The organism is Firmicutes bacterium HGW-Firmicutes-1, from assembly GCA_002841625.1.
Lineage (GTDB): Bacteria > Bacillota > Clostridia > Lachnospirales > Vallitaleaceae > HGW-1.
In genome coordinates, this window is the sequence record PHAG01000001.1 from 104,071 (window position 1) to 121,514 (window position 17,444).

At 32.7% G+C, this 17,444-nt stretch carries 17 protein-coding genes; 3 read left to right on the forward strand and 14 right to left on the reverse strand.

Annotation, left to right across the window (positions count from 1 at the left end):
- Window positions 1–2: 2 nt before the first annotated feature.
- From CVU84_00495 to CVU84_00540, 10 genes are read right to left on the reverse strand one after another with little or no spacing between them, the layout of a single operon-like run.
- The gene (locus CVU84_00495) at window positions 3–1,301 is read right to left on the reverse strand and encodes a phenylacetate--CoA ligase (GenBank protein ID PKM96228.1); all 1,299 of its coding nucleotides are present in this window, start codon (window positions 1,299–1,301) and stop codon (window positions 3–5) included.
- Between the two features lie 38 nt (window positions 1,302–1,339).
- The gene (locus CVU84_00500) at window positions 1,340–1,765 is read right to left on the reverse strand and encodes an amino acid-binding protein (protein ID PKM96498.1); all 426 of its coding nucleotides are present in this window, start codon (window positions 1,763–1,765) and stop codon (window positions 1,340–1,342) included.
- A gap of 16 nt (window positions 1,766–1,781) precedes the next feature.
- On the reverse strand, window positions 1,782–2,357 hold the full coding sequence (locus tag CVU84_00505) for an indolepyruvate oxidoreductase subunit beta (GenBank protein ID PKM96229.1): 576 nt from the start codon (window positions 2,355–2,357) through the stop codon (window positions 1,782–1,784).
- Entirely contained in the window at window positions 2,347–4,095 is a 1,749-nt protein-coding gene (gene iorA / locus CVU84_00510) for an indolepyruvate ferredoxin oxidoreductase subunit alpha (GenBank protein PKM96230.1), read from the reverse strand. Before iorA ends, CVU84_00505 begins: the two co-directional genes overlap by 11 nt.
- 30 nt (window positions 4,096–4,125) lie before the next feature.
- Complete coding sequence (locus tag CVU84_00515; protein PKM96231.1) at window positions 4,126–5,418, reverse strand: phenylacetate--CoA ligase; 1,293 nt, start codon at window positions 5,416–5,418, stop codon at window positions 4,126–4,128.
- A gap of 45 nt (window positions 5,419–5,463) precedes the next feature.
- Window positions 5,464–6,684: a hypothetical protein gene (locus CVU84_00520; GenBank protein PKM96232.1), complete on the reverse strand. Its 1,221-nt coding sequence runs from the start codon at window positions 6,682–6,684 to the stop codon at window positions 5,464–5,466.
- 25 nt (window positions 6,685–6,709) lie between these two features.
- Window positions 6,710–7,936 carry a hypothetical protein gene (locus tag CVU84_00525; protein PKM96233.1) on the reverse strand — a complete coding sequence of 409 codons (1,227 nt, stop codon included), beginning with the start codon at window positions 7,934–7,936 and terminating at the stop codon, window positions 6,710–6,712.
- Complete coding sequence (locus tag CVU84_00530) at window positions 7,933–9,087, reverse strand: hypothetical protein (protein ID PKM96234.1); 1,155 nt, start codon at window positions 9,085–9,087, stop codon at window positions 7,933–7,935. Before CVU84_00530 ends, CVU84_00525 begins: the two co-directional genes overlap by 4 nt.
- A gap of 9 nt (window positions 9,088–9,096) precedes the next feature.
- Complete coding sequence (locus CVU84_00535) at window positions 9,097–9,960, reverse strand: patatin family protein (protein ID PKM96235.1); 864 nt, start codon at window positions 9,958–9,960, stop codon at window positions 9,097–9,099.
- 21 nt (window positions 9,961–9,981) lie between these two features.
- Window positions 9,982–11,256 carry a 30S ribosomal protein S1 gene (locus CVU84_00540; protein ID PKM96236.1) on the reverse strand — a complete coding sequence of 425 codons (1,275 nt, stop codon included), beginning with the start codon at window positions 11,254–11,256 and terminating at the stop codon, window positions 9,982–9,984.
- A 194-nt stretch (window positions 11,257–11,450) separates the two neighbouring features.
- Between CVU84_00540 and CVU84_00545 the strand changes: the two genes are divergently transcribed.
- Entirely contained in the window at window positions 11,451–11,795 is a 345-nt protein-coding gene (locus tag CVU84_00545) for a hypothetical protein (protein PKM96237.1), read from the forward strand.
- A 164-nt stretch (window positions 11,796–11,959) separates the two neighbouring features.
- On the forward strand, window positions 11,960–12,238 hold the full coding sequence (locus CVU84_00550; protein ID PKM96238.1) for a hypothetical protein: 279 nt from the start codon (window positions 11,960–11,962) through the stop codon (window positions 12,236–12,238).
- On the opposite strand, the gene CVU84_00555 is transcribed toward CVU84_00550, so the two are convergent.
- Window positions 12,235–12,549: a rhodanese-like domain-containing protein gene (locus CVU84_00555; protein ID PKM96239.1), complete on the reverse strand. Its 315-nt coding sequence runs from the start codon at window positions 12,547–12,549 to the stop codon at window positions 12,235–12,237. The genes CVU84_00550 and CVU84_00555 overlap by 4 nt on opposite strands.
- 316 nt (window positions 12,550–12,865) lie before the next feature.
- On the opposite strand from CVU84_00555, the gene CVU84_00560 reads away from it, so the two are divergent.
- The gene (locus CVU84_00560; GenBank protein PKM96240.1) at window positions 12,866–13,291 is read left to right on the forward strand and encodes a transcriptional regulator; all 426 of its coding nucleotides are present in this window, start codon (window positions 12,866–12,868) and stop codon (window positions 13,289–13,291) included.
- Window positions 13,292–13,321: 30 nt separating this feature from the next.
- Here the strand turns inward: CVU84_00560 and CVU84_00565 are convergent, their stop codons facing one another.
- From CVU84_00565 to CVU84_00575, 3 genes are all read right to left on the reverse strand, one after another.
- The gene (locus CVU84_00565; protein ID PKM96241.1) at window positions 13,322–14,110 is read right to left on the reverse strand and encodes a hypothetical protein; all 789 of its coding nucleotides are present in this window, start codon (window positions 14,108–14,110) and stop codon (window positions 13,322–13,324) included.
- A 5-nt stretch (window positions 14,111–14,115) separates the two neighbouring features.
- On the reverse strand, window positions 14,116–16,209 hold the full coding sequence (locus CVU84_00570; protein PKM96242.1) for a hypothetical protein: 2,094 nt from the start codon (window positions 16,207–16,209) through the stop codon (window positions 14,116–14,118).
- A gap of 112 nt (window positions 16,210–16,321) precedes the next feature.
- The gene (locus CVU84_00575) at window positions 16,322–17,434 is read right to left on the reverse strand and encodes a sugar ABC transporter ATP-binding protein (protein ID PKM96243.1); all 1,113 of its coding nucleotides are present in this window, start codon (window positions 17,432–17,434) and stop codon (window positions 16,322–16,324) included.
- Window positions 17,435–17,444: the final 10 nt, after the last annotated feature.

Consider the following 17,444-nt stretch of genomic DNA (forward strand, 5'->3'; position numbering starts at 1 on the left):
CCTTATATTTTTCGTTTATCAATTACTCTTTTTGCCTTGCCTTCACTTCTTTCAATCGTTTTTGGTTCAACCAAACGAACCTTCACTCCTATACCTAAAGTACTTTGAAGTGCATTCGTTATTTTACTTGTCAATGCTTCAAGCTGTTTGATTTCATCAGAAAAGAACACATCATCTACTTCAACCCAAACCTCTAAGGTATCTAGATTGTTGATTCTATCAACTATTAATAAGTAGTGAGGTTTTGTTTCACTTAAATCAAGCAATACACTTTCTATTTGTGAAGGGAAGATGTTTACGCCACGTATGATTAACATATCATCAGAACGACCTGTACATTTCTTCATTCTTACTGTTGTTCTTCCACATCCGCAAGCATCGTATTCAAGGGTTGTTAAATCTCTGGTTCTATACCTTAAAATTGGAAGAGCTTCTTTAGTAACTGTAGTGAAAACAAGTTCACCCTCTTCTCCTTGCGCAGTATTTAAAAGAGTATCACTGTAAATGGTTTCTGGAATAAAATGATCTTCAAAAATATGCAAGCCGTTTTGCTCCATACACTCAATTGAAACACCTGGTCCAATGATTTCTGAAAGCCCATAAATATCAATCGCCTTAATACCCAGCTTTGCTTCAATTTCTTTTCTCATATTTTCTGTCCAGGGCTCAGCGCCAAAGATACCAACCTTGAGTTTCAAAGATTCTGGTTTAACACCCATTTCTTCCATAGCTTCAGCTAAATAAAGTGCATAGGAAGGTGTTAAAGCAATTGCTGTACTTTCAAAGTCTTGCAATAACTGAATTTGTTTAGCTGTATTTCCTCCTGAAATAGGAATAACTGTTGCTCCGATTCTTTCAGCTCCGTAGTGAACACCTAATCCCCCAGTAAACAAGCCATATCCATATGCAATTTGAATACGATCCTTCTTGCCAACACCAGCAGCACTTAATGATCTAGCCACAACTTCAGACCACATAGAAATATCTCTTCTTGTATACCCAACAACTGTTGGTTTTCCCGTAGTACCAGAAGAAGCATGTATTCTAACAACATCCTCCATTGGTGTAGCAAAAAGACCAAAGGGGTAATTATCTCTTAAATCTTGCTTCGTAGTAAAGGGCAGCTTTGGCAAATCTTCAAGTCCTCGAATATCACCAGGTTCCATCCCTAACTCTTGCATTTTTTTTCGGTAAAATGGTACGTTATAATATATCCTCTCTACCATTTGGCAAAGTCTTTCACTCTGTAACATGGTCATTTGCTCTCTACTCATACATTCAAAATGCTCATTCCAAATCATTGTTTTCCTCCCATCAATAACTTTTACGTATTTTTATTTTACTTGTGTATATCATTTCTATTTGCTACTTTAATTTTGTTATCCCCTAAAATAGAAATTGCTTGATCTAAGTCATTAACCTTCAATATCATGAGTGGGCTCGCATGATTTCTAATCACAAAGGAATAGATGTATTCTATTTGAAGATCTTCTTCTTCAAGTACTGTTAGAATTCCATTTAATGCACCTTTTTCATCCTCTAGCTCCACAGCAATTACATCCGTAAGAACGACTCCATATCCACATTCTTCAAGGGCATCCTTTGCTCTTTCTGGTACGTCTACGATTAACCTCAGTATACCATAATCAGGTGTATCAAACGCAGCTATAGCTCTAATATTAATGTCTTTATCCTTTAACATGCTTGTTACTTCTGCTAAGCTACCTTTTTTATTTTCTATTAAAACAGATAATTGCTTTAAAATCATTTTGGCTCCCCCTTTATACGATTGCATAACCATTTTCAAAAGCTGCAATATTAATATCAATCGTTTTTTGTGGTACTGTACTCTTTATTATTTCTATCCATTTATCCTTAGGAATAGACATATTCTTAGCTAATAAACCTAGTAAAATAGTGTTTGCAACCTTAATATTACCAAGTTCTTTTGCTCTGCTTAAGGCATCAATAGCAATTACATTTTCACATTCTTGTTCCAGCTGTTCTATGATATCTTCTGGATATGTACTTGTTCCAATAATAACTGGCATTGGATCAATCTCTTGTGTGTTCACCAGCATAATTCCATCCTCTTTTAAGAAGTGCTTCCATCTAAGGGCTTCCAGCTTTTCAAAGGAAACAATAATATCTGCTTGACCCACTTCAACTAAAGGAGAATGTACCTTTTCACCATATCTAATATGAGTAACGACACTACCACCTCTTTGAGCCATACCATGTACTTCAGATAATTTAACATCATACCCTAATGACATTGCTAAGTTGCCTAAAATTCTACTTGTTATCAACGTACCTTGACCTCCAACACCTACTACAAGAATATTATTAGTTGTCATGATTTTCACCTACCCTTGAGATTGATCCAAAATTACATACGGATGAACATAAAGTACATCCACAGCAAATGGCATCGTTTATTTGATATACTCCGTTTTTCTTCTGAATTGCTGGACATCCTAACTTCATACACATACCGCATTTTTTACATACCGCTTCATCAATATGGAATGGGATTCTAATTTTTTTCTTATCTAAAAGTTCACAGGCTGAGCTTGCAATAATAACAGAAGGCTCTTCGGCAGCAGTTTCTTCTTTAACAGCCGCTTCAACTTCTTTTAAATTAAATGGATTTACTACTCTGATACGTTTAATTCCCACACTTTTTGTAAGCTCAACCAGATTGAGTACACTTGTTTCTTCACCCTTAAGCGTTAATCCTGTAGAAGGATTATCTTGATGACCCGTCATTCCAGTTGTAGAATTATCTAATATCATAACCGTAGAAATACCTTTATTATATACGATATCTATAAGACCCGTAACACCTGAATGAACAAAGGTTGAATCTCCGATTACTGCAACCCAGTCCTTAACAAATTCTTTTCCTCTTGCCTTTTCCATTCCATGAAGCATACTTATGCTTGCACCCATACACACACATGTATCCATACCTTGTAAAGGTGGCAATGCCCCTAATGTATAACATCCGATATCACCCGATGCATGTTTTTTAAGTTTATTAAGGATGTAATAGATTCCTCTATGAGGACATCCTGGACACATAACGGGTGGTCGTTGAGGTAAACTCTTTGGAGCTGCTAAATGAAGTACTTGATCACCAATTTTTTCACTTATTAAGTTAGCACTATATTCACCTTGAATCGTAAGAATATCCTTACCAATACAAGGAATGCCCCATGATTTCACTTCATCTTCAATGATTGGCTCTAACTCTTCAATAATATATAAAACTTCTACTTTTTTTGCAAAATCTTGAATTAACTTCATAGGCAAAGGATGAACAATTCCAAGTTTTAATACTGATGCCTCCGGTAAGCTTTCTTTTACATATTGATAAGGCACACCACTTGTGATCACACCAATCTTAGTGGACTTCATTTCAATTGTATTTATATCCATTGTATTTGCTGACTCTGCTATATCCTTCATGCGTTTTTCAACAACAATATGCTTTAGTCTTGCCATTCCTGGCATCATAACATTCTTCATAAAGTCCTTTTGATATTCCTTTAATGCAATGTCTTCTCGCTCTTCAAGCGAAACTATACTTTGTGAATGTGAGACTCTCGTTGTCAATCTTACCATTACTGGTGTATCGTATTTTTCACTTAGCTCGAAGGCCTTTTTAACATAATCTTTTGTTTCCTGAGAATCAGCTGGCTCTAACATAGGTATATGCGCCGCCTTAGCATAGTAACGACTATCTTGTTCATTTTGTGAACTATGCATGCCAGGATCATCTGCCACCATAATAACAAGACCGCCGTTAATGCCTGTATATGAAACTGTAAACAATGGATCTGCTGCTACGTTTAGCCCAACATGCTTCATAGAAACAAGCGTTCTTGCTCCTGCAATTGCTGAACCAATAGCAACCTCCATTGCTACTTTTTCGTTTGGACCCCACTGTGCATAAATTTCTTCATAGCCTGCAATGATTTCTGTTATTTCTGTACTTGGTGTACCAGGATAAGCTACTGCAACAGTGACTCCAGCTTCATAAGCGCCTCTAGCTACTGCTTCATTTCCTAGCATGAGTTTTTTATTTATCATTGTATTCATCCCTTCTATATTTTTTTAGTGTTATCTTAAGTCAGTGACCCTTTTTGCTTTTCCTTCATAACGTTTTAGTGTTCTTGGACTTACTAGATTGATTTTTGCATCAAGTCCTAATACTGTTCGTAGCTCATGTCTTATTCTACCGTCTAATTCCTGTAGTTTTTGATAGGAGTCAAGAAGCGAACTATTCATTAGTTCAACATCTATTTCTAAGTAATCTAGGTGACCACTTTTCTTAATCAAAATTTCATAGTGCGGACCAATTTCTGTAAAGTTTAATAGTACCTCTTCGATTTGTGATGGGAAGACATTTACCCCTCTGATAATCAACATATCATCGGTTCTTCCTTCAATCTTCGCCATTCTAACTGTGGTTCTTCCACAGCTGCACGGCTCATACATTAACCTTGTGATATCTTTCGTTCTATATCTAATCAATGGAAGAGCTTCTTTTGTAACAGTAGTTATCACTAGTTCTCCAAGTTCACCTTCAGGTAATACCTTCCCAGTGATTGAGTCGATTATTTCTGGTATAAAGTGATCTTCATTAATATGCATACCCGTTAAGTGTATACATTCACCTGAAACGCCTGGACCAATCAGTTCACTCATACCGTAATTCTCTGTTGCTAACATCCCCCAGGCTTTTTGAATTTCTGATCTCATGGCTTCTGATGAGCCTTCCCCACCAAAGAGACCTAATCTAATATGTAAATCCTTTTTTGGATCAAGACCAATTCTTTCAGCAGTCTCAGCCATATGTAGTGCATAGGAGGGTGTACAAACTAGTATTGTTGTTTCAAAATCCTTCATTAACATTAATTGTTTTTCTGTGTTTCCACTAGACGTTGGCACCACAAGTACTCCTGCTCGTTCTAAACCATAATGCAGACCAAAGGCTCCTGTAAATAAACCATATCCAAAAGCTACTTGAGCTACATCCTCTGAGGTTGCTCCTGCCATTGTTACTAATCTTGCAATAAGCTCACTCCAAGTATCGATATCATTTTGAGTATACCCTACTACGGTTGGTTTACCAGTAGTACCTGATGAAGCATGAATTCTCACCATATCCTTCTTTGGTACAGTGAATAATCCAAAAGGATAGTTTTGTCGCAAATCTTCCTTTACAGTAAAGGGAAGCTTGCTTAAATCTGATAAGGATTTTATTTTTTCAGGATTCATATCTACTTGATTCATTTTATCCCGATAATAAGGTACCTTTTTATAGATTCTTGTTACTGTTTTTTGTAAACGTTCAAGCTGTAACGCTTCCATTTCAGCTCTGCTTAGCGTTTCTTCCTTAGACCAAATCATGCTGATAATCCCCCTATAAATAATTTGTTATCAAGCTAATGTAACTTAGGTAAAATAATTTCTTTTATTTGACCATATGAAAGCTGATAATAATAAAAATATTACAATAGAAATATTAATGTATATTATATATCCACCAATATTAATCAAGCTTTCATTTACGATTACACCCATTAATCGATTCAGTGCTTGATAAGAGGGTGTAAAGAAGGCAATACTTTTGATTATTGGTAGAGATAAATCAATATTGAAGAAGCAGCCACTAATAATACCAATGATTAATATTAAGGCGGCTCCCATAACTACAAAACTAGAAACGTTTCTGAACAGTTTTGTTAACATAATAATTAACGCAGAGAATGATCCAATGAAAAGAATCAATATAATACTATTAAAATAAAGTGTTCTAACAAAACTCTTACTAAAATAGGCGCTAATGGCTGAAAATAACAGCGCAATCGAGGTTGATGAAATAACGATACTTAAATAATCCCCCATAATTATAACACCCTTAGGAGTTTTAGAAATGACTATTTTTTGGATTAAAGTATTCTCCTCATCCTTAACAATACTTGTAGCTGCAAATAAAACAAAAAAACATAAAAAAGATAAAATAATTCCTAGAATCATTTGATGATAAATCAATTGGTTGTTTATGTTTTCATTTGCTAGCTTCATGTCTTCTGAAAAAGAAAAAAATTCAATGTTTACATAGTAGTCTTTTTTTCTGTCTTTTGCGAGTTCTTGTCCATAATCATATGCTGATTTTAGTATTGCTTCTTTATTCGTTTTATCGCCTATCACTTCTTCTAAATAATTAATTGCTGTAATAATACTTATTTCTTCAAGCATTTCTCCAACAAATACATCTCCAATAATTGGAGATAAGTAATTATTTGATAGATAATATAACTCAATTAATTCATCAAAATCACCTTCATATACCATTTCTTCTGCTTCAGCTTTGATCACAAAAAGCGCTTCAATCTCACCCTTTTTTATCTTTTTCGTTCCTTTTTCAAAAGTAGTTTCAATTGGGTTTAATAGTTCATTTTTATGAAGATTACGAATCACTTCTTTTGAAAACTCAGTATTGCTATAATCAACATAACCAATTTTTATCTTTGTACTGTTTTCTGCATCGGAATAAAGGCTGCCAATTAATGCTGCAAAAAGTATCGCAATTACGATTGTAAGCATCCTAATAGCTGTATTTCTATAAATTAGTTTCAGTCTAAGTACAATAATGTTCATTAATCCATTCATATGTCACCTTCTAGGGGATTTTTGGCTAACTACAAACCTTAAAATATCTTTTGCTTGTTATGAATAACATGAACAATGATAAAACGAATAATAGTATTCCAATATAAAATCCTTCTCTTAAATTATAGCCAGATTGAAAATATAATAAGCCTCTAATCATCCAGTAATTAGGTGAAATAATTGCAATTTTCTGTAAAGCCTCCGGCATCATTTGAATAGGAATGATACTACCTCCAATAATTGCATTGATAAAAATAAATATATTGCTCAGTAAAATGACACCCTCTTCTCTTTCTATAAACGCGGTCATAAACATTGCAATAGAAACATCAAACAAAATTGCAACAATTAGAAATACACACATGACAAAAAATGCTTTGCTCATAACCCCACCGGTAAAAGCAGTAAACAGCAATAACCAACCTAGAACTATTGTACTAATAAATAAAGTTGTACCAAGCGCTTTACTGATCATATAGTGAAATAATGATATCTTTGATATTTTCAACCTAACAAAGCACATATCTTCTCTTTCTCTAATGAGATTAATTGCAGCATACACTGCTATATACATTAAAAACATTACGATAATTGCCATGAAATAATAGATAGTTGATACTACAGAAGGAACGTTCACAATTTCTTCATAGCTAAACATACTTGTTCTAGATAATGCGGTAAATATCAAATCATAAGAAATCTGTTCGTTGTAAACAACTAATGTATCCCAATCATAGCCCAAGTCTTCCATCTGATCAAATAATGTAACGATGCCGATCTCTACAGTAGAGATATATTTCTCATAACTCATAATGACATTTTTTATCAATAATGTTTTTAAAGGTTCTTTATGGTTTACTTTAACAAGGATTGGATTATAAGAAAAATTCATTACACTTTTTACAAATCCTTTGGGCATAAGAATTACAGCATCTAATTTTCCTTCCTCAAAGGCTTCATATACTTCCTCAGCCGTACCCTCAGTAACATTTGCAAACTGGGTAAAAGCTTCCGAGCTAGTAAAACCATCCGCAACCATACCTGCGTAGATACTTTCATCTTCAAGAATCAATCCAACCTCTAATGGCTCAATAAAGGATTCTTCAACATTGTTTAATGTAAAAAATAAATAAACAAATAAAAATATACATATTGGTACAACAAAAAGCATGATATTTCTCTTAAATTGACGTATCTGGCCTATATAATTTTTATAAATCATTCTAGCAAATAGACTAGCCGAACTCATCATGGATTCATCTCCTTATCCATTTGCAGCAAATCATATAGTCGATTTTTGTCAATATTAGTCTGTAATGTGTGTTCAATATCCTTAAAAAGAGTACTTAATTCCTCTTTAGTAAGTAACGAAACATTAATTGCATCTGCCATGTCGAACCCTTTTAATTCTACAGCTTCATTAGCCTTTATAACCGTAGTGTTTACATTTAGCTCATACTTAATTGGCATGTCAGTAAAACCCTTTAAGCTACCTCTAAGGATATGTTCCCCTTTCCTAATAACAGATCTTTTATCAATAAACAAAGATGAATCTAATGTTACATCTAAGTAATCGTTAAGGTTCAATTTTTCCAAACTATTTTCATCAAACAAAAAGACCGAATTCATTGTATTCATTGCATATCCAAGCTTTTTATCCAGAAGCATGGTATTTAAAATATCATTTAGGAAGTCTACTAACTCCTGCGCATCAGCATTCATCGTATATTTCTTACAGGCAACTTGGTTTTCATTTATAGTAATTTTTTCTTTGTCTGGTTTCTGACTCAAAGTATTCAAAATAAATGCTTTAGATAAATCTACATATTTTTGTGCTTCAAATGCATAAACATTTTCATAGGCTTTTGTATTGATATTTTCTTTAAGGCTTGATAATAAAATTTTTGCCTGTTCATTGTTTGTACCATACTTATCCAAAAAAACTTCCCAGGTCATGTAAAGAGGTTGAGGATATAAAAGTGGTATATCTAATGCAATTAGCTGATCGTTTGCAAAAACTTGACCTTCAATGGTTGAAATATCTTTAATTCTAATATCAAAAACGAGTTCTATTTCCCTTGTCTGCGCGTTATATCTATGTATTGTATTTACATTGATATCCTTAATAACGTTTAGCATTAATTTTGTTTCTGGATCATTTACTGCCTCTTGATCAAGCTTTGAGAACTCTATCTTATTGGTTGTCTCATATGTGTCTAGGAAAACGGTCTTAACGGTACTGTCAAAAACAATTTCTTCGTTAGATTTACTATCATTCTTCCCAATAGCAACCATAACAGCACATATAACAGCTATAGTTACAATAACAGCAACAACCTTACTTTTTGACTTATGATTAAGTTGGTTTGTTCCATCATTCATAACCTCTTTTTTCGCTGTCATATAGCCTCCTTAGTTATCTAAATAATTTATCAAATCATCATAATGTCGGTTCGCATCATCATAACCTAGCTGATAAAGTTGTTCTAATTTTTTGATATCCTTTTCAGCTCTTTTAATATTTAAATCTTCGCTTGGTGCAATAACATAAGCTAAGCCTTCTTTGCAATACATATCCAAAGCATCTAGTGCATTATTATAATCCTTATATCTATTTTGAAGAGCATTTACTGCTCCCTTACAATCTTTACCCAGTAATAATTTATATAAAGCAACTGCATTTGATTGCTTTTTCCTATATCCATTACATCTAGTTAAAACAACAATGTTTTTTTTATTTCCATCCGAAATGGCTTTTTCAATCGGTATTGAATCAGATAAACCTCCATCTAATAAATCCATACCCCTTAATTTAACAACAGGTGCATAAAGAGGCAAACTGCTTGAGGCTCTGACCATCATATTTAACTCATCATTACTAATTGAATCATGACAATCCAGATACACAGGTTTGCCTGTCTTGCAGTCTGTTGCGACAGCTAATAGCTTTTGTTTTGACTTTCTAAAAGTATCATAATCGTATTTTACAAGTTCATTTGGTATTTGATCAAATATGAAGTCCATATTGAATAATCCTGTACCATCAAATATGCCTTTGTATCTTATATATCTAGGATCTAGTACCATTTCAATCGTTACTTTTTTGTTTCGTCCGTGTTGCTTTGAAACATAAGACATAGCTTGGCATGCTCCTGCAGAAACACCAATTACATAAGACAATTCTAATTCTTTTTCTAAAAAATACTGCATTACTCCGGCGGTATATGCTCCTCTCATACCACCGCCTTCCAGTATTAAACTGCTCTCTTTTCTCATTTGAATTAATCCTTTTCTTTATTAATGAATGTCTTTTAAAAACACCTTGAAAATATCCTCTAAGCTTGTAGTTGCTTCTTCCTTTTGTTGATATTTCTCTAAATCTTCTTGATATTGTTCACCTTCTACTGATTTCATGCTAAGTTGTATTCTCTTTGCTTCTTTATCAATATTGATTATTTTAACTTGCACCTTATCTCCTACAGCGACGACTTCTTGAGGTTTACTTATTCGTTTATCACTCATTTCAGAAATATGAACAAGTCCGTCTATACCATCACCAATTTTTACAAATGCACCGTAGGTAGCTATTCTTTCTACTTCTCCGGTTACTATTTTTCCTACTGTATATTCGATCATTGAATGCTCCCACGGATCTTCTTTAACATCCTTTAAGCCTAATCCAACTTTCCCTGTTTTGGTATCGATGTCGATGATATAAACCTCAACTACATCCCCTTCCTTAACTATCTCTGATGGATGCTTCACTTTCTTCCATGATAAATCTTGAATATGAACCAAACCTTGGACACCACCAATATCAACAAAGGCACCAAAATTAACTACCTTAACTACGGTACCCATAAATTTATCGCCCTTTTTAATCGTATCCATCATAAGACTCTTTTGTATTTCATTCTCTTTAAGCTCTACCTCTTTTCTAGATAGTACAACCTTCTTTTTGTCTTTATCAAAATCTATTACTTTGACTATTAGCTCCTCACCAATGAAACTATTTAAATCCTCTACGTACTTAATTGATAACTGAGAAGCTGGAATAAATGCTCTTGCACCCTTCACATTACAAACCACTCCTCCTTTAACAACTTCCTTAACCTTAACATTCATTTTATCACCACTAATAAATGCCTTTTCTAATTCACCCCAAATTAATATCTCTTCTGCTTTTTTTATAGATAGGAGAATATTTCCTTCTCCGTCGTCTGTTTTAATAATTTCAGCTTTGACTGGATCTCCTTCTTGATACATCTCAGTAATGACTTGTTCTTCAGTTGCCATAGTTTCAGCGACTGGAATGATTCCATCAGAAATATATCCAATATTAACTAAAAGTTCACTATCTGTAACGGTAATGATCGTCCCTTCGACTATATCACCTAAATATAGTTTTTTAAAACCTTTATAAAGTTCATTCTCAAATTCATCCATAGAAGGTATGACCTCTATATCTTCAATTTCCTTTTCACTGTTTTCAATAAGTTCAATTTCATTCTTTTCAATTTGCTCGTTTGGATTTTCATTCATTGTGTTTTCATTGCTTTCATTTTCATTCATAATAACCGCTCCTTAAATTGCATTTTCATGATTTATTTTTTCATCTTCTATCTTAATTATAAATTGTTATCTTATTCTGTTTACTCACGCTTCATTATATCATAACTCTTTTTTCTTTAAAAGTATAGTTGTAACACTTTTGCATGTCTGAACATAAATTATACTAGGACAAGAATAAAAAAGGAGGTATATATATGGCTGACGGATTTATAGGTGATTTTGATACAGTATCATTATGCAGGTATATTGGTCAAACAGTAACAATTTTCACTGCTAGTGGAGGCCTTTCCGGTCATGGTTTTACTGGGATTTTAATCGCTGCAAACGATTGTTTTGTAAAGTTAATATCTAGAATTGGAGCTGCACCTGATTGCCCAGTAGGTAGTACTTGTGGTGTTCCACCAAGAGCAGGTTATGGATATGGTGGATGTGGTCTTGGTTATGATGCAGTTGGTGCTGGATTAGCTTATGGTGGTCTTGGTTCAGTAGTAGTTATTCCTACAGATAAGATTGTTTCATTCGTTCATAATGCAATCTAGTTACGAATATTCCTTTGGGACAAAAGTTTAAAATTTTGTCCCCTTTTTTTGTTGTTCAATTCACACTATTTTCTTGTTTAATACGACTCACCGACTGTCTTTAGAAATCATAAATGACTTGATTACACCATATACTTTATAAAATTCAAGTTTAAGGTACATAAATGGATCAATTATTATCCCTTCTTGAAAAATTATTATATCGCAATATAACAGTATATGTTACAAGCTATCAAAGTATAAAGTTTTCTGGTGTTCTAGTTTTTGTTAACAAATCTAGCATTCGTATTGTATTAAAAAAAAACAACGATCAAGCATCACCCAAAAGACCAATGATTAATTTTAACAAAAAACTCTATCATTCTGAAGGGGCCTTATACTTAGGAGCAATTGTAGAAATTCCTATTGATAAAATTGATGCCGTAGTTCATTATTCTATTTAATTCTTTTCTTCTTCATATTCATCTACAGCCTCCATACCCTTATATAAATTTAAAGTATGAAAACCATATTTCATTAAGGTATTCGCTACGTCTTTACTATTTTTCCCTCTTTGACAAATAAAAATATACGTTTTATTTATATTTAACCTATTAAAAGAATTTATAAGTTCATACTCTGGTACTGATAATGCACCTTGAATATGATTTTTTTCATATTCATATTTAGGTCTGATATCAATGAGTATGTAATTTTTATTACCTTGTAGTTTAAGTAATTCTTTATAGGTTATTTCATAATATGAACCTTTCACCTTACACTCCTCCTTAAAAAATTGGTCCCTTCAATACTTTATACTATTCATGAATGAACTAATAATTTCATTCCTAGTAACAATACTTCTTTTTTTTATTTTTTTTTACTAGGAAAGTTCTGCATATGCAATTGGAAAAGCGGCAGATATGAAACGTGGATATTTAACACTACGTATAAATAACTTTGTTATTTAACGCTGCGTATAAATAACTTTGTTATTTAACGCTGCGCAGCCGATTTTCTTGTAGCAAATATTATGTTATATTGATATAATATTCATAATATGTTGCTTGAAAAGGAGGTGTATTTCATTCATGAAGAATGAAAGAACAGAAGAATTGATCAATGAGATAAAAGATATTTCAAATGTTTATTCCTATATTAGTAAATATAATACTGATTTCCCAAACCTTACCTTTTCTAATTTTGTAGATTTGGTCATTCAGAAAAAACGACTTAAAAAAAGCCAGGTAGTAAAAAATGCTGGCCTACATAGAACCTATGGCTATCAAATCATATCAGGAAAAAAGAAACCCTCTAGAGATAAGGCGCTTACCATTGCTTATGGCTTAGAATTGAGCTTAGAGGAAACACAAAAGCTATTAAATATTGCAGAATTTAATCCACTCTACCCTAAAAACAAACGAGATTCTATCATCATTTTTACATTATGTAATCACTATAACTTAGAAAAAACGAATCTTTTACTTTACGATAACAAAGAAGAGCCTATTTCATAACCATGATCTAGACTCTTTATTTATATTCACCTATTTAATATGTTCATGTCCAAATAAATGCTCAAAGCAATACTCGTGTTGCCCTTCACATTTTGAGCAAACTCTAAACTCTAAATCTGTATCGTCCTCATCTGTACGTCCACAAACCTCGCATTTATGAAGATGATCCTTTTTAATCGTAGAATTTGTTCGATAAGTTTTTTTCCTGACATGTGATTTAGTAGCATTTTTTCTTCCTGATATAATATCCTTTCCAAAGAACACAAAATAATTCAATACTGATATACCAATTGCAATTTTTACAGTTAAACTACCCGTTAAAAAGCTAAAAATAAAGAATGCCCAACTTAGCCAACCTAAATATTTTACCTTAACAGGTAAGACAAAAAACAACGTAAACTGTTGTTCTGGATATAACTTTGCAAAAGCTAAAAATAAGGATAAGCTTAAGTAGTAATTATCCATAGACAACCCTGAGGCAAATGCGCCAATAATGATACCAAGAACCCCTAAAAAATAATAACAATTAAACTTGAAAGTTCCCCATTCATGCTCAAGGGAAGTTCCAATTAAATAATCAATATAAAGTGCAAAAAAAAGAAAAAACGTACTAACTTTAGGTGGAATAAACAAAAAGGTAACAACACGCCATACTTGTCCATGCAATACCAAATTAGGATCAAATACAAGATTATTGATAAACCCTGGGCTAAAATAGCCTAAAATAAGTACTACTACATTTGCAAACACGATATATCCTATCAAATTTCGAATTGCAAATTTACCAAACTTTCTTTCTAGTTTATATAAAAGCTTCATAGCTATCACTCCTCATGAATTATATGATTTACATTATTTCTGCCGCTATTCTTAGCAATATATAAGGCATTATCAGCAATGGCAAAAATTTTTATGTAATCATCCATTTTCTTAACCAAAGTTACTACTCCGATTGTCAAAGTTACTACATCTGCGCATTTAGAAAAATGGTGTTCAATATCCATTTCCACAATACCCTTACGCATTCTTTCCGCAATTTCTTTAGCCTCTGAAGGCTCTTTGTTCATTATAATTACTAAAAACTCATCTCCACCATACCTATAGATAAAGCTTTTTTCTTTGGCACATATTTTATTTAGTACATTACTAACAGCTATTAAACATTGATCTCCTGCTAAATGTCCATAGTTATCATTGTATTCTTTAAAGAAGTCCACGTCAATCATAACAACTGAATAGGGCTTCTTATACTTTTTTGCTCGTTGAATAATCTTACTCGCATTGGTATTTAATGAATATCTATTATAAACCTTTGTTAACCCGTCTTTTTCAGTGAGTTCTTTTAGCTTTCTGTTGGTATCAATTAACGTTTGAGATTTATTACAATTGTTAAATGCAATTGTAATATAAGCTGATAATATTTTTAATATTTCTAAGTCATTTTCTGCATATGTATTTTCATAATAGCTATGAACATCAATTAAGCCTATCGCTTCATTCTCAAATATAAGTGGAGATGACATGACAGAGTTTATTTTTCCCATTCCAATCACAGAATAATCGAGCACCTGCGTACTTGGACTAATCGTTAAAATATCATTATCTATACTTCCTTCAGTTTTTTGTAAAAGGTTTGCAAGATGGTTGTCTTTATTGTCAAAATTATAAGTAAGCTTCTTGCTTTCGTTGTTGTTATTGTAAATAGTATAGTCTAGAACATTCCCTTTATTGATAAAACCTACCCCAAAAGAGTCACATTTAATTAGTTGAAAGATACTTTTATTGATTTTTTCAATGATTTCGTTTTGTTTTAGTGTGGATGTTATTTCTCTTCCAAGCTTTGATAAAACAACAAGATTCTCATTTATATTTGTCAATTCCTTTACTTTAATATCTGTTCTTAAGTACTCATACTTATTTATAATATTTTTCACCTTAATGTTTTTCCAAGTTTCATCATTAACAGTTTTTATATCGTTAAATCTTTTAAAATAACTTAAAGCCCTATCATATTGTTTATTTCTCTCATGAATCTTTGCAAGATATAAGTAAACCTTAAGCTCTGCTTTTAAACTTCTTTCTTTCAGAAGCAAATTACTCGCTTCAGTCAATATTTGTTCTGCTGCCTCATACTGATCACTTTCATAAAGCATAATTCCATATTCTGTCATAGTTTCAAGTAGATTTGGTAGCATTTTCAAGCTAGTGAACTTATATATAGATTTTTCGAAAAAGGCTATTGACTCCTTCAATTCACCTGTTAGGAAGTGATATTTTGCATACACCATGTATGCATAACCAAAATCAAAATCATCACTATTCTCAATAGCTGTATTGATTGCTTTTTTAATAAACATCCCAGCTTCCTTTACCCCACCTTCATTTATATAGCACTCTGCTAAATAACTATAGGCTTTGCTTAAGCTATAAGATACCTCTTTGGAAATACTCAAATCAACAACCTCTTCGAAATACTCAATCGCTATATTGTATTGTTCAAGCTCTTTGTATATGAATCCAATTCTTAGAAGAATGATTTCCTTTTCTTGATTACTAATTTTCAAGCAATTTAAATAGTATTCTAATGCACTTTCAAAATCGTTGACTTCTAATCTTAAATCTCCAAGCTGTTGCAATACTTTTGTATGTATATCTAAATAATGATTTTTATTACAAATGGTTAAACAGCTTTCAAAATATTCATTTGCATCAGAGAAATCCTTCGTTTTATACTTTAACATGCCAAAAAGAAGAGAGCATTTTGCAATGCCTTCTTCATAATTAGTATTCATAGATTTTTCATAAGCTTCTTCAGCTAAAATAGTTGCGTTCATTAAATCAGTTTCAAGTTTTGATTCAAGATATGCTTCTGCCTTTATGCACAAATCACTTATTTCTAACTTTATTTCATTAGGCATGTAACGATCCCCCGTACATGTAAAATTGACGACAATGATTCGGTATCGAGTTAATGTTCATCAATTATTATATCATTTTTCTACATATTATGAAAGCAATATTTTACCACTATCAATTCGTGATTACGAGTTCTGTATCCTTATCGAAAATATGAATTTTATTTAAATCTAGAGCTAAATGAATCGTGTCACCCGGTTTTGCTAAGGAACGCGGATCAACTTTTGCAGTAATCTCGCTGTCTTCCACTGACAAGTATAGAAACACCTCTGCACCTAATAATTCCGTTACATTCACTTTTGTTTCAATTACACTTCCTTTAGAAGCTTCAATAAATATTTCTGTATCGTGAATGTCTTCTGGACGAATGCCCATCACGACTTCTTTATTTATATATTCTCCATTAATCAACGTTTGTGCTTTACCTTCTGGTAATATAATTGATTGAGCTCCAAAAACAAGAGCGATACCTTCAGAAGTTTTTTCCACCTTAGTATTGATAAAATTCATTTGTGGTGATCCAATAAAACCTGCCACGAATTTATTGATTGGTTTTGAATATAAGTTAAGGGGTGTATCGACCTGTTGAATTACTCCATCCTTCATAACAACAATTCTCGTACCTAAAGTCATAGCTTCTGTTTGATCATGTGTTACATAAATGAAAGTGGTTTGAAGTCTGTGGTGTAATTTAGCAAGCTCAATTCTCATTTGAACCCTAAGCTTCGCATCTAGGTTAGAAAGTGGCTCGTCAAATAAAAACACCTTAGGATTTCGAACAATTGCTCGACCAATCGCAACACGTTGTCTTTGACCACCTGATAATTCTTTAGGCTTGCGATCTAATAAACTTTCTATACTTAAAATTTTTGCTACATCATCTACTTGCTTTTTAATTTCTGCCTTTGGTACCTTTCTTAACTTTAAACTAAAGGCCATGTTATCAAACACAGACATATGAGGATACAATGCATAATTTTGGAAAACCATTGCGATGTCTCTATCCTTTGGTTCAATATCGTTTACCATTCTTTCATCAATATATAATTCGCCCTCGGAAATATCTTCAAGTCCAGCTATCATACGTAAGGTAGTTGATTTTCCACAGCCTGATGGTCCAACGAAAATAATAAATTCCTTATCTAATATTTCAAGGTTAAAACCTTCTACTGCTGAAAATCCATTTGGATATCTTTTACAAATGTTTTGCAATGATAAATTTGCCATAATAAAGCCC